This is a genomic window from Fructobacillus fructosus KCTC 3544 (genome assembly GCF_001438695.1).
Classification (GTDB): Bacteria; Bacillota; Bacilli; order Lactobacillales; family Lactobacillaceae; genus Fructobacillus; species Fructobacillus fructosus.
This window is the reverse complement of the sequence record NZ_JQBH01000008.1, coordinates 1-13,632: the sequence shown is the minus strand read 5'-3', so window position 1 is coordinate 13,632 and position 13,632 is coordinate 1. Positions and strand designations below refer to the sequence as shown.

The following is a 13,632-nucleotide window of genomic DNA, read 5'->3' as shown; positions in this document are numbered from 1 at the left end:
AAAGCGACCCGTCCCTTTGATATGGATCAGGTCGCTTTTTGCTACAATAATTCTTTTTTATGTTGAATCAAAAAGTCAATAAAGTGCTGACTAGCTATCGGAAGCGTCGCCTTATCACGGTAAATAATCGCAACTGGCCGTTCAATCTTTGGTTCAACGGAACGGACCTGTACATCAAAGTTGGTTCGTGAAGCCACCAATTCTGAAAGAACACTGATACCAAGACCGGCTTCTACCATGGACATGATGGTATAGTCATCTTGAATCCGATACCGCACGTTTGGTAGCAAACCGGACTTTTGAAAGGCCTCAATTGGTTCGGCGTAGCCACCCCCTTCCACCAAAATGAAGGGATCGGATGTTAGTTTTCGAAGTGGAATCTGATCAAGTTTCGTCAATGGATGGCCACTTGGCAGGAAAGCCTTCATCTCGGTTGTGTGCAAAATGACTTTGTTGAAGCCCTCGCCATAGTTGGCTGTCATCAGCCCGAAGTCAATCTCACCATTCTTCAGCCACGTCAAAATCATGCCGTAATCACCCTGCTGTAAGACAAACTCAATGTTTGGGTACATTCCCTTAAATGATTTAAAGAGCTCAGGCAGCCAGTAGCACGAAACAGAAGTAATGGCCCCAATCCGAACCGTTCCCGTCTTTAACCCAGTCAAAGCAGCAGCCCGTTCCTGCAAGGCCTGGTACTGGCGAAGTGTCTGAATAATGAGTGGATAAATCTCCGCTCCTTCAGCAGTTAACGAAACGCCGTTCCGGGAACGTTTTAAAATCTGAATTCCAAACTCTTTTTCTAAGCCTGCAACCATCTGCGATACTGAAGACTGAGTGTAGCCGAGGACTTTGGCAGCCTTAGTGAAAGACTGCATCTGAATAATGGTTTCAAGCACGAGTAGTCGATTCATTTCAATCGTTTTTCCTTATATAACTATTTTATTTATTAATTTTACTTATCATAGTGTATCAATTAAGATAGATTGTATCAATAAAGGAAGTTTGAGAAGAACGTATGAACATTTTCAAAAAAGAATCCGTCAGCTCCTATATGCAGGCTGACGCCCAATTGAAAAAAACACTCAAGACCAAGGATCTGATTGGTCTTGGAATCGGAGCCGTCATCGGTACTGGTATCTTTATCTTGCCAGGCCATGAAGCGGCTTCACACGCTGGTCCTGCCGTGGCCATCGCCTTCTTGTTGGCTGCTTTGGTTTCGGGAATGGTGGGGATGGCTTATGCCGAATTCTCATCCGCCATGCCCGTTGCCGGTTCCGCCTATTCATTCGGATCGGTCGTCTTCGGTGAAATTATCGGTTGGATTCTGGGTTGGTCGCTGATTCTGGAGTATTTCCTGGCTGTCTCAGCCGAAGCCACCGGTTTTGCTGCTTATTTCAATGATAACCTTTTGTCCGCCGTCGGTATTAACTTGCCAAAGGCACTGCAGGCTGGACCAATGGAAGGTGGCGTGATTAACATTACGGCCGTCGCCATTGTGTTGATTATCGCTGCCATTATTATGCGCGGTTCAGCCATGTCGACAAAGGTTGAAAACTTTGCCGTTGTCGTCAAAGTCGCCATCATTATCCTCTTTATCGCCGTTGGTGTTTTCTACATTAAGTCCGATAACTACGTCCCATTCTACCCAAGTGAATTCCATAGCGGTATCTTTGGAATGGGCGGTATTCTAACAGCTGCGGCCACCGTCTTCTTCGCCTTTATCGGCTTTGATGCCCTGGCTGCTAACTCAGCTGAAACAATCAACCCTGGAAAGAACGTTGTCCGTGGAATCCTTGGAACGGTGGTCATCGCCGTTGTCCTCTACGTGACTTTCTCATTTGTTTTGACGGGAATTGTCAACTACAAGCAACTTGGTGTCGATGATCCCGCCGCCTTCGCTATGAAAGTCGTACACCTCGCCACTTTCAACAAGCTGATTACGGTCGGTGCCCTCTTCGGTATCTTTACCGCCATGATGACCATGTTCATTGGTGGTTCTCGCTTGGTCTACGCCCTTGGTCGCGATGGACTGTTGCCAAAGGCTATGGGACATGTTTCCAAGAAGCAAGGGGTTCCAGATAAAGCCATCATCGTCGCTACCGTTGTTCAAGCCGTATTTGCCGGTCTTGTGCCACTTAGTGAGCTTGCCTCACTGATTAACGCTGGAACGTTAATTGCCTTTGCCTTCATCTCATTCGGAATTATTCCACTGCGTCGTCGCAAGGATATTCCAAACGATGGTTTCAAGATGCCATGGTACCCAGTACTCCCTGTCTTTGCAGGCCTCTGTTCCATTGGTTTCATCTTCATGCTGCCAAGTATTACGAAGACTTCGGTCTCCATTTGGCTGGTTGCCGGTATCATCTTCTACTTTGTCTACGGCGTTCGCCATTCAAAGCTGCAACAAAAAGATTAGTTCTCAAAGTCGCGTTCGCTGGAATGCGACTTTTTAATTTCTTTTAAAATTAAACTTGCATTAAAAAATGAATCGTTTTATAATAAATGAAAATTAAAACGTTGAGCGGAAGAGTAGCAACTGATCCTCCTTAACAGAAAGTGATTCACAGCTGAGAGAATCACAAGGAGCAGGTTTGCGAAACACACCCGTGAGTGCCTGATTGAATCATCAGTAGGTTAGGTCGGTTTGTCCCCGTTACGGACCAGACGTCAACAGACGTCTTAAGCTTTTACCAGTGATGGTAAAAGAATCATGAGGTGGGACCGCGTGCAACGCCCTCTAAGTAGTAATACTTAGGGGGCGTTTTTATTTCGATTGGAGAAGGATAGATGACTGAATCAACTGAAATTTTAAGTAAGTGCTTTGGTGGCCTTGAAAAACATGGCCAGAAAAAAAGCAACCAACGACATCATCATTTAATGCAAGAAAACAAATCAAAGAGTGCTTCATACAGGCATTCAATCTAAAGCAACGACCGGGACGAGTAATTCATCAGTCATTCTAAGAGAGTTTACGTTAGCTGAAAGTAGACAATGACAATGAACGAAACACACCTGGGAGTGTGTTGGTGAATATCAGTAGCCAGCGCCGGATTAATCCCCGTTACCAGACAAGGCGTTCTTAACAAACGCCGTGAGCTTTCATCAGTGATGGTGAAAGAATGATGAGGTGGGACCGCGTGCAACGCCCTCTAAGTAGTAATACTTAGGGGGCGTTTTTGTTTATTATTGGAGAACTTAACATGGAACAATTTATCAGCTTTATACCGGGCATTCTGTCCGGTTTACAAATGACCGTTCTGGTCTTTCTTTTAACTTTAATCGGGTCGATTCCGATTGGCATTCTTGTTGCCATTGGCATGCGTTCAGAATACTTTGTTTTACGTTGGATTATTAATGCCTATATCTGGATCATGCGGGGAACTCCCCTCTTACTGCAATTGATTTTTATCTACTACGGCCTTTCAATGGTTGGCATCACTTTTTCCCGTTTTGATGCCGCTATCTTCGCCTTTATTATCAACTATGCGGCTTACCTAGCTGAGATTTTCCGTGGTGGCCTACAGGCGATCCCTCAAGGACAGTTGGCAGCTGCTCAGGTCTTGGGACTTAGTAAAAGTCAGTCTTTCTTCCGCATCATCCTGCCCCAGGTCATCAAAATCATCGTGCCGCCCTTCGGTAACGAAGTGATTAATCTGGTGAAGGACACTTCATTAATTTACGTGATTGGACTAGGCGACATCCTTCGAGCAGGTTCCATTGCCGCTAGTCGAGAAGTGACACTCATCCCCTACCTAATCGTTGGAGTTCTCTACCTGCTCATGACCGGCTTTGTCACCGTCCTACTACGCCAAAGTGAAAAGAAACTAAACCGTTGGAGGTAACCCATGATTCAAATTCAAAACCTAACCAAACAATTTGGTGACAAAACAATCTTCAAGAATCTGTCCCTCACACTTGATGACGGTGAAATTCTCACTGTCATGGGGCCTTCCGGAATTGGGAAAACAACCCTGATTAAAGTCCTAACCGGCTTAGAGGAAGCCCAGTCTGGCACGATTACCATTGAAAACGAACAATTTCCAGTGGGAACACCCCAGGTCAGCAAACAGTTTGCCCTCATTTTCCAAGATTTCAACCTTTTCCCACACTTAACCGTGAAAGAGAACATCGAACTAGCACCAAAAATCGTGAAAAAAGCAGATCAACCGAGCATCACCCAAAAGACAAGCGAACTACTCCGTAAATTAAACATTACCGAACAGGCCAACTTATATCCATACCAACTCTCTGGTGGGCAAAAACAGCGGGTCGCGATTGCCAGAGCCCTGGCAATGGAGCCACAAGTCATCATCTACGATGAACCGACTTCTGGCTTGGACGAACAGTCAACAAGGCAGGTGGAAAGCATTATGTTACAGCTGAAAAAAGAGGGCGTTAGTCAACTAGTGGTCACCCATGACTTGCCTTTTGAAAAAACCATTTCAGACCGCACATTCGACTTTACAAAAGAGGTATCAAAATGAAAAAGAATAAAAAAATCATCATCAACAGCATCATCGGAATCATCTTTGCAGGTGCCATCGCTTTGCTCCTCGTTGTCGGGCTCAAGCCAGGCAATAGTCAGTCTTCTGGGAAAAAGGATCAATGGTCAAAGATTGAAAAGAAAAAAACCATCACGATTGGGCTAGATGACACTTTCGTTCCGATGGGCTTCCGCGACTCTTCCGGCCAAATCGTTGGTTTTGATATTGACTTGGCCACGAAGGTCTTTGACAACCTTGGCATCAAAGTCAAGTGGCAACCAATTGATTGGTCGATGAAAGAAACGGAGTTAAACACCGGAAACATCGATGCTATTTGGAACGGCTACACGAAAACAGCCGATCGGGCCAAAAAAGTCAGTTTCTCAAAGCCCTATCACAACGCGCCTTTAGCCCTCGTTGTGAAGAAATCTTCCGGGGTAACAAAGTATTCTGACATGAAGGGCAAAACCCTTGGCCTGCAGACGCAATCTTCTGCTGAAACGGCACTGGCTGATCAACCAAAGATTCTAAAGCAATACATCAAAGACCAAACAGCGGTGGGCTATGACACTTTCGACAAGGCCTTCGCGGACTTGAATGCTGACCGCTTGACCGGAATCTTGGTTGATGAAGATTACGCCCGCTACTTCTTGAAGCAGCAAGGAACCCTCGACCAGTACCAAATCATCGATGGCGGTTTCCAAGCAGATGACGATGTGGTCGGTTTCCGGAAGAGCGACAAAACTTTGCAAAAGAAAGTTAACGAACAACTCGATAAGCTGAAGAAGGATGGCTACATGAAGGAAATTGAAAACAAGTGGTTTGGCTAAACCACGGACAACCTAGTTCCCACTAAAAAGAGGAAGGCCCGCAATCTGAGGTCTTCCTCTTTTTATTTGTCCTATAATCCCTTGCTAAAAGTCGCAACAGTGGTCAAGAAATTTTGAAAGACTAGCTTCGTAAGGACCGGTCGGTCAATCATCACGTTATGTCCCGTTCGACTTAACAAAAAAAGTTCGTCTCCCTCACTTTGCTCAGCTAATTGACACTGTTCCTGATAGCCGACCACTTGGTCGTTTTTACCAATCATCATTGTCAACGGTATCCGGTAATTCTTCTGCCGTAATTGGTCTTCATTTGCAACGGTGTAATGTTGGTGTAGCTCCTGCAAAAAGGCATGGTTAACGGTTTTTAGTCCTGGAACGATCAGTCGTCGATAGGTCTCCCAGTTGGCCTGACTAATTTGACTACTCATCGTCAAAAAATCATCATAATAGTGCGCATCGGCAGTTACTTCGACCTGGTCAACAATTACCTGGGTTGGTTTCGCAAGTAAGCGCTTGGACTTGTCGGCGGTTACCACTGAGCCCGTTAGGAAAAGACCAATGACTTGGCCGGCAAACATCTCCGTAAGAACCTGAGCCATGTAACCACCAAAGGAATGCCCATAGAAAACAAAAGACTGTTCGCCGATGATTTCTCGAATGGCACGAAAGAGCGTTTCAGCCACTTGTTGCCCCGTTGCCTGCGACGTTGGCGCACTCGCCCCCATCCCCGGAATATCTAAATAGATTCGCTGGTAATCCGAAGTTCGCAAAAACGGTTCAAAAAAGAGACGGTTACTTTCCTTATTCAACGCCATCCCGTGCAAGAAAACGATGGGTGTTCCAGCACCAAACACTTCATAATCCACTAACTGACTTGTCTTCATACCATCCTCCACAGTCAAAACGTGTGACTAGTTTACCATAACTTCTTTGATGAAAAGACGACCTTGTTACTAGCAAATCGTAACAAAAAGTCCTTTTCCTTCTATTTAGTGCACCACTTTTATTGCCATTCACCTGGTCCAAACATTTAATTTTCACTTGAAACTCATTTAATTTTAATATAGGCATACCAATTTAAACTATGTTTATCCTATCGAAGGAGGCAAGTTTGATGAAAAAACTGTCTTTGAAAAAAATGGATTGGTACTTATTCAGTATCCTAATCCTCGCCGCTTTTTTATACGGCTGGGGAATCTGGGATGCTGGTTCGGCTAATTCTTACTATACAGCAGCCATTACATCAATGGTTCAATCCTGGCATAATTTCTGGTATGGGGCTTTCGATCCAGCCGGCTTTATCACCGTTGATAAGCCACCAGTTGCCCTTTGGTTCATGGCGATTTCAGCCAAAATCTTCGGGGTTCACGGTTGGTCAATTGTCCTTCCCTCCGTTCTGGCAGGGATTGGCTCCGTCGCCCTTCTCTACAAGTTAATTACCCCCAAGTTCGGTCCATGGGCTGGTCGTTTAGCCGCACTAGTGATGACTTTAACGCCAACGGTCGTTGCCAACTCGCGAACCAACAACATGGACGCTATTCTGGTTTTCTTCTTACTCTTAGCGGTTTACACGTTAACCAGGGCCGTCGCCAAAAAGAGGTTCTGGCTCGTTCTCATTGCCTTTGCCCTCATTGGTATTTCCTTTAACATCAAGATGTTGCAGGCCTTCATGATTTTACCAGCCATGCTTGTCTTCTACTGGGTGGCAATCAAGTTGCCCTGGAAGAAAAAAGTCCTTTGGCTATTGGCTGCCATGGCCTCTCTTGGTATCTTCACCGTTGCCTATCCAGCCAGTGTTGATTCCGTCTCCACTTCGAGCCGTCCCTACATTGGTTCCTCTCAAACCAACTCCTTAATGGAATTAGCTTTTGGTTATAACGGTACACAACGACTCTTGGGACAAACTTCCGGTACTGGCGGCACATTCGCTGGTATGGGCAAGTCTTCTAAGAAGACGGGTGGCAACGGCGGACCTGGCGGCACAAAACCAACAGGTACCAAGTCTACTACTAAGAACACGACGACTGGTACAACGGGTACCAACACCGGGAACACACCTCCTGGTGGAACGACCGGTACAAAGGGAACTGCTCCAACAGGTCAAGCACCGACTGGTTCTAAAACAGGAGCACCAACAGGGACTAAACCATCAGGTTCCAAAAACGGTGCCCCAACAGGCACGAAGCCGTCCGGTAAGATGGGCAACCCTGGTAAAGGTGGTAAGGGTGGTATGGCCGGTGGTGGTAATTCAGCTTTTGCCATCGGTTCTGCCGGTCCTTTCCGTCTTTTCCAATCTGATCTTGGTTCTCAAATCGGTTGGTTCTTACCATTCGCAGTCCTTGGAATTGGTGCTGGTTGGTGGGCCTTCCGCAAGAAGGGCGGCAAGTGGTACAGTATTTCAGACGAACAATCAGACGTTCTTCTCTGGGCCGGCTGGTTCGTTCCAGTCTACGGATTCTTCTCCGTGGCTTCCTTCTTCCACCCTTATTACACGATCATGTTAGCACCAGCCATCGCAGCCCTGACGGCCATTGGGGCCGTTGCCGTTGCTAAGATGGTGAAGGAAGGCGGCTTAAAGCAAGGTCTCATTGCCAAGTCTCTTCTGGCCATCACGATTGTTGGCACAACAGCCCTCCAAGCCTACTATGCTTGGTCTTACTACCCGGTTGCAGGCATTATCATTATCTTGCTTGGCCTTGCGGTTGCCGCCCTTTGGTTCTTTAACAAAATCGTGGCCACAAAGCTCAAGATTGCTCTCTCAATCATCGTCGTTTCGCTGCTTTCAGGATTCTGGGCACTAACGCCAACCCTGTCACACACTTCGGCAGCAATCCCCAATGCTAACCCTTCACTACTTTCCTCAAAGGGATCTTCCGACATGGGTGGTTCAGTTGATTCAGCATTGCTTTCTTACACAGAAAAGCACCAAGGTTCTGCTAAGTACCTCTTTGCAACAACTGATTCCAATTCCGCTTCTGGCTACATCATCAAGTCGAAGAAGGCGGTCATGGCCATCGGTGGTTATAACGGTACTGATCCGACAATGACTTTAGCCCAATTTAAGAAGCTCGTCAAAAGTGGACAACTCCGCTACTTCGTTATTGGGAACACCAAGGCATCGACTGGTGACATTTCAAAGATCCTGACATGGGTCAAGAAGAATGGTACAAAGGTTAGCTACAGCTCATCTTCTTCATCAAGTTCAAGCCAGTCAACTGGCATGCAAATGGGTGGCATGGGTGGCCAATCAGGTAACTCTACCCTCTATGACCTTTCCTCTGCTGCTTCATAATCACAAAAAGAAAGGAGTTCGCCATGCTCACACAAGTTAAAAAGACACCTAAGTTAGCACTCATCCTACCTGCTTATAACGAAGAGGAGATGCTCCAACACACGGTGTCAAAGTTGCAGGGTATTAAAGATGATTTAATTCAACAAAATAAAATCGCCACTGGCTCCTTTATTCTAATTGTTGATGACGGATCAAAGGACCAAACCTACCCCATCATGCAGAGCTTAGAACGAGAGCACACAGATGTTTTAACGATCAAACTCTCTCGTAACTTCGGTCACCAACCGGCTTTAATTGCCGGACTCAGTGAGGCCATCAAACTGGCAGACATCACCATCACGCTTGATGCCGATTTACAGGATAGCCCGGAAATTATTGGTCAAATGGTCGACAAGTATCTTGAAGGAAACGAAATTGTCTATGCGGTTCGTTCCTCTCGTGAAACCGATACCTGGTTTAAGAAAAACTCAGCTCTGGCCTTTTACAAAGTCGCTGGCTGGCTAGGCGTCGAACTCGTTCCAAACCACGCTGACTTTCGCTTAATGTCAAAGACAGCCGTTCAAGCATTACTCGCCATGCCAGAAAAGAATCTCTTCTTACGGGCCATGGTTCCCTTGATTGGCTACCCATCCGCTAAGGTTTACTATCAGCGGGCCAAACGAGAAGCTGGCACGTCAAAGTATCCATTGAAAAAGATGGTAAACTTTGCCATTGACGGCATTACCTCCTTCTCTGTTAAACCAATTAAGTTGCTTTTCAACCTTGGTCTTGTTGTTTCATCAATTGCTGGTATTGAAATTATCTATACGATTGTTGAAAAATTGATTGGTAATCCAACCGCCGGTTGGTCGTCCTTAATGATTTCCATTTGGCTCCTCGGAGGACTTAACCTCATCGCCATTGGGGTAGTTGGCACCTACATTGGAAAAGTCTTTACCGAAGTTAAAGGCCGGCCCCTCTTCTATATTGAACAAGAAACCGGGGTTTTGGCAACAGCCAATGTTGGTCGTGAAACAAAGCAAAACACGAAAGCTCGCTTAACCCCATTAAACCAGACAACGAACCGTCAATGGTTTGATCGAGCCTAATCACTAAAAAAGTCGTCACCCTCTAAACGATGGGTGGCGACTTTTATTGTGTCATCATTATTTTTTAAGTAACTCTTTTAGAAGTGAATGGTGCATATCACGAACGGCCATTGCCTCAATCTCTTGGGAACAACGATCAATAAAATCGGTCCGTTCTTCCTCATCATTGAGCCAACGGTCCCCACCGAGAATCATCGTTTTGGTCAGCTTAATTCCAGCATGGCCAAGAATATCACGCTTCCAATGCGAAACAACACCACCATACCGACGCTGAAAAAAGGCGGGGTCATCAGACGTCAAAAAAAGACTCGCTTCTTTACCCTGCAACAGTCCCTGCACATGCAGTGGTCCATTCCGTTTATACGCAAATCCCGGTGTGAAAGCGCGATCAATCAAGCCCTTCAAAACGGACGGCTCGGCCCCCCACCATACTGGGAAGAAAAAACAAATGTGATCTGCCCATGCAACTTTATGTTGTACCTCTTGAATGTAAGATTGGCTTTCCATTCGAGCACGGTACCCGTAACGTAAAACTGGATCAAAATCATCAATCGCCAAATCAACGAACCTGACTTCCACACCATCTTCCCGAAGAACTTCATAACTATGCATGGCATTCGCATGGGCAAAAGATTGATCGTCCGGCTGTCCTTGTATAATTAAAATTTTCATTGTGGCGTTCCTCATCTGATTGTTTGTATAATTATAGCTAAGAAAGTCAAACCTTCCCCTTATACCGATTTACTATAACACAAACAAGCAATCTTTTTATCAAACTTGATAATTATTTCACGAAATGTATAAATAAAAACATCATCATTTCTAAATGATTACAAAAAAGTTACAAAACAATTACATGACTTGCCTTTTATTTTATAGTATACTCAATTAGTCAAGATTCACTATCGGCTGCATGAAAGGATGACTTTATCATGACGATTCGTTCTACACGGTTCCGACAGATTTACCGTATACTACTGATTACTATTGGGTTAGTGGGTGTTGCCATCAACACGGAACTTAAGCCAGCGATGCTACTTTACTATACGACGTTGTCAAACGTACTTTGCATCCTATACTTCATTGGTCTTTTGATCCATCACAATCAAGTGCGTTCCCCAAACATTAAGGGAGCGGTAACACTCGCCATTACGGTGACTATGCTAATTTATTGGGGAATTTTAGCACCTCACTCCTTTAATATCCACGGTGCCTGGCAATTCACCGGTACCTTACTGGTTCACCTCGTGGTACCAAGCATGGTTATCCTAGACTGGCTCCTTTTTGATCAAAAGGGCCGTTTTTCCATCAAAGCGCCTCTCTATTGGTTAGGCATTCCGCTTATTTATTATGCGTTCACTGTGATTGCAGCCAACTTTAAAATTGTCTACCCACTGACCGGTGAGCACTATCCTTACTACTTTATCAATTCTGAGCTAATTGGTTGGCATGCTGTGTTCTGCTTTGTCGCTGCCCTACTAATCTTTTTCCTAGTCTTTGGCTACCTGCTTTATTACATTGATAAGCGTCTGGCCAAGTAAACAAAAAGAGCCTCCTATCTTTTATGATAGGAGGCTCCTTTCTTAAATTTAATATCCAAAATGAAAAAGCAGCCGAAAGAATATTCTTTCAGCTGCTTTTTAAATGAGCAGTTTTTACACTTGCTTACTTATCGTGACGCTTCTTAGTTAAGAAGAATGTTGAAAGACTAGCGGTCAATGCCAGGCCAATCGTTTCTTGAGCATGACGACTCACACGACTAGCTGTTTCAGGCATTGGGCTATCCTTCTTTACAACCGGCTTCTGAACTGGTTGTTCCGTCTTCTTGACACCCATATGGTAAACGGATTCAATCTTTTGCTTGCCAGAAACGAGTACTTGTTCAAGTGCATCGCTATCTTTAGCAGAGGCAATTGACTGCTTAACGTCTTGAATCATTGCGTCCAAAGCTGCGAACTGAGCAGTCTTTTCAGCTTGTGTTAAGTAAGGATCGTTTTCAATCTCAGCACGCACCTTTGCTGCTTCGTTTTCAACAAAGCGATTAGCGGATTGTTGCTGTTGACCGAGTGGTAATCCTGATTGATGAATCTTGTTAATAACGGCAAGACCAGAATCCTTCAACTGGCTCACTGCATCCAGGTCAATCGCTGAATCAATGGCCGCCTTAGCATTTGCCACGGCCTGATCAACTTGCTGATCCTGGTTGTTCTTTTCCTTACCGGACAATGAAGCATCATTGTCGATATCGGACTTAGCCTTGTCGGCAGCATGATCAATTTGAACACCAGCAGAATCCTTAGCACCGTTCAAGCCAGCAATAGTAGCTGCACCATCATCAGCATTTGTACCTGCCTTGTCAGCGGTCTTCGCGTTATCAATATCAGCCTTGGCCTTCGCAGCAGCCTCATCGATGGCAGCCTTACGCTTATTCTTGGCAGCCGGCGTCAATGAACCATCGTTATCAATGGCCTTCTTGGCATCGTTTGCCACATCATCAATGTTGGCCTTGTTCTGGTTCTTGACATCATCCATCGAACCAGCCTTGTAGTCAGCTGCAATGGCCTTAACACCATTGACTGTTGCTGCCGTGATCTCGTCACTATTGGTTGCATTATCGATGTTGGCCTTTGCAGCGGCAGCATCAGCTGCAGCCTTATCGCTTTGCGACTTCTTTTGATCAGTTGTTAACGCTGAATCATCATCAATCTTACCATTCGTTGACTTTTCGGCGTTATCAATCTTGGCATCCGCTGCGTTCTTGGCATCGTTCAAACCGGCGATGTTCTGGTTACCATCAACCGTGGCCTTGTCAGCATCATCCGCACTCTTGGCATTGTCGATGTCACTCTTAGCCTTAGCAGCAGCCTTATCAATGGCAGCTTTGCGCTTATCCTTTGCATCCGGTGTTAAGGAACCATCGTTATCAATTGCTTTCTTAGCATCGTCAGACGCTGCATCAATATTGGACTTGTTCTTGTTCTTAACACCGTCCATTGATCCTGGCTTGTAGTCAGCATCAATAGCTTCAACACCCTTAGTTGTGGCTGCATCGATTTCGTCACTGTTCGTGGCGTCATCGATGTTTGCCTTGGTTGTGGCAGCATCTTCATCAGCCTTGTCGATTTGTGCCTTCTTTTCATCAGAAGTTAATGATGAATCAGAAGCAATCTTAGCCTTTGTGTCAGCCACTGCCTGGTCAATCTTAGCATCCGCTGCGTTCTTAGCATCGTTCAAACCGGCGATGTTCTTGTTACCATCCGTTGTGGCCTTATTGGCATCGTCGGCGCTCTTCGCATTGTCAACGTCGTTCTTGGCCTTGGCAGCAGCCTTGTCGATCGCTGCCTTCCGCTTGCTCTTGTCGGCTGGCGTCAAGGAATCATCGGCATCGACAGCCTTCTTGGCGTTATCAGCTGCATCATCAATGTCGGTCTTGTTCTGGTCTTTAACACCAGACATGGAACCAGCCTTGTAGTCGGCATCAATTGATTCTGAACCCTTAGTTGTGGCTGCATCGATTTCGTCATTGTTCGTGGCGTCATCGATGTTGGACTTAGCTGTGGCTGCGTCCTGATCAGCCTTGTCACTTTGTGCCTTCTTTTCATCAGTTGAAAGGGCATCGTCAGATGCAATCTTGGCCTTCGTGTCCTTGACAGCTTGGTCAATCTTGGCATCAGCTGCGTTCTTGGCATCGTTCAAACCGGCGATGTTTTTGTCACCATCCGTCGTAGCCTTAATGGCATCGTCAGCACTCTTCGCGTTGTCAACGTCGTTCTTGGCCTTGTCGGCTGCCTTATCGATGGCCGCCTTCCGCTTAGTCTTGTCAGCTGGCGTCAAGGAATCATCGGCATCGACTGCCTTCTTTGCCTTATCAGCAGCATCGGCAATTGCTCGTATGCTGATAAAATGGACAGATTTTATGCATCGTCCACTGTATAATTATC

The 13,632-nt window shown here is 45.7% G+C and carries 12 protein-coding genes and 2 other annotated features; of the genes, 8 read left to right on the top strand and 4 right to left on the bottom strand.

Annotation, left to right across the window (positions count from 1 at the left end):
• Positions 1–41: 41 nt before the first annotated feature.
• Positions 42–911, bottom strand: a complete 870-nt coding sequence (locus tag IV71_RS04455; RefSeq protein WP_010017652.1) for a LysR family transcriptional regulator — start codon at positions 909–911, stop codon at positions 42–44.
• 104 nt (positions 912–1,015) lie between these two features.
• On the opposite strand from IV71_RS04455, the gene IV71_RS04450 reads away from it, so the two are divergent.
• The 5 genes from IV71_RS04450 (at position 1,016) to IV71_RS04435 (ending at position 5,314) form a co-directional block, all read left to right on the top strand.
• Positions 1,016–2,416: an APC family permease gene (locus IV71_RS04450; RefSeq protein WP_010017650.1), complete on the top strand. Its 1,401-nt coding sequence runs from the start codon at positions 1,016–1,018 to the stop codon at positions 2,414–2,416.
• A 92-nt stretch (positions 2,417–2,508) separates the two neighbouring features.
• Positions 2,509–2,741: a binding site (T-box leader), on the top strand.
• A 46-nt stretch (positions 2,742–2,787) separates the two neighbouring features.
• Positions 2,788–2,925 carry a hypothetical protein gene (locus IV71_RS07925; protein WP_010017649.1) on the top strand — a complete coding sequence of 46 codons (138 nt, stop codon included), beginning with the start codon at positions 2,788–2,790 and terminating at the stop codon, positions 2,923–2,925.
• Positions 2,921–3,153 (top strand) — a binding site (T-box leader). (Overlaps the previous gene by 5 nt.)
• A 47-nt stretch (positions 3,154–3,200) precedes the next feature.
• Positions 3,201–3,842, top strand: a complete 642-nt coding sequence (locus IV71_RS04445; RefSeq protein WP_010017648.1) for an amino acid ABC transporter permease — start codon at positions 3,201–3,203, stop codon at positions 3,840–3,842.
• A gap of 3 nt (positions 3,843–3,845) precedes the next feature.
• Positions 3,846–4,484, top strand: coding sequence for an amino acid ABC transporter ATP-binding protein (locus IV71_RS04440; RefSeq protein ID WP_010017647.1), 639 nt, complete (start codon positions 3,846–3,848; stop codon positions 4,482–4,484).
• Positions 4,481–5,314, top strand: a complete 834-nt coding sequence (locus tag IV71_RS04435; protein WP_010017645.1) for an amino acid ABC transporter substrate-binding protein — start codon at positions 4,481–4,483, stop codon at positions 5,312–5,314. The genes IV71_RS04440 and IV71_RS04435 overlap by 4 nt, the downstream gene beginning before the upstream one ends.
• 71 nt (positions 5,315–5,385) lie before the next feature.
• Here the strand turns inward: IV71_RS04435 and IV71_RS04430 are convergent, their stop codons facing one another.
• Positions 5,386–6,195: an alpha/beta fold hydrolase gene (locus IV71_RS04430; RefSeq protein WP_010017643.1), complete on the bottom strand. Its 810-nt coding sequence runs from the start codon at positions 6,193–6,195 to the stop codon at positions 5,386–5,388.
• Positions 6,196–6,425: 230 nt separating this feature from the next.
• Between IV71_RS04430 and IV71_RS04425 the strand changes: the two genes are divergently transcribed.
• Together IV71_RS04425 and IV71_RS04420 are read left to right on the top strand one after the other, a co-directional pair.
• Entirely contained in the window at positions 6,426–8,603 is a 2,178-nt protein-coding gene (locus tag IV71_RS04425; RefSeq protein ID WP_010017642.1) for an ArnT family glycosyltransferase, read from the top strand.
• Between the two features lie 23 nt (positions 8,604–8,626).
• Positions 8,627–9,691, top strand: coding sequence for a glycosyltransferase family 2 protein (locus IV71_RS04420; protein ID WP_010017640.1), 1,065 nt, complete (start codon positions 8,627–8,629; stop codon positions 9,689–9,691).
• A gap of 57 nt (positions 9,692–9,748) precedes the next feature.
• Here IV71_RS04420 and IV71_RS04415 read toward each other — a convergent pair whose 3' ends face one another.
• Complete coding sequence (locus IV71_RS04415) at positions 9,749–10,363, bottom strand: NAD(P)H-dependent oxidoreductase (protein WP_010017638.1); 615 nt, start codon at positions 10,361–10,363, stop codon at positions 9,749–9,751.
• A gap of 260 nt (positions 10,364–10,623) precedes the next feature.
• Here IV71_RS04415 and IV71_RS04410 point away from each other — a divergent pair, with 260 nt between their 5' ends.
• The gene (locus IV71_RS04410) at positions 10,624–11,232 is read left to right on the top strand and encodes a Pr6Pr family membrane protein (protein ID WP_010017637.1); all 609 of its coding nucleotides are present in this window, start codon (positions 10,624–10,626) and stop codon (positions 11,230–11,232) included.
• 124 nt (positions 11,233–11,356) lie between these two features.
• Here the strand turns inward: IV71_RS04410 and IV71_RS04405 are convergent, their stop codons facing one another.
• Positions 11,357–13,525, bottom strand: a complete 2,169-nt coding sequence (locus IV71_RS04405; RefSeq protein WP_056995026.1) for a DUF1542 domain-containing protein — start codon at positions 13,523–13,525, stop codon at positions 11,357–11,359.
• Positions 13,526–13,632 lie beyond the last annotated feature (107 nt).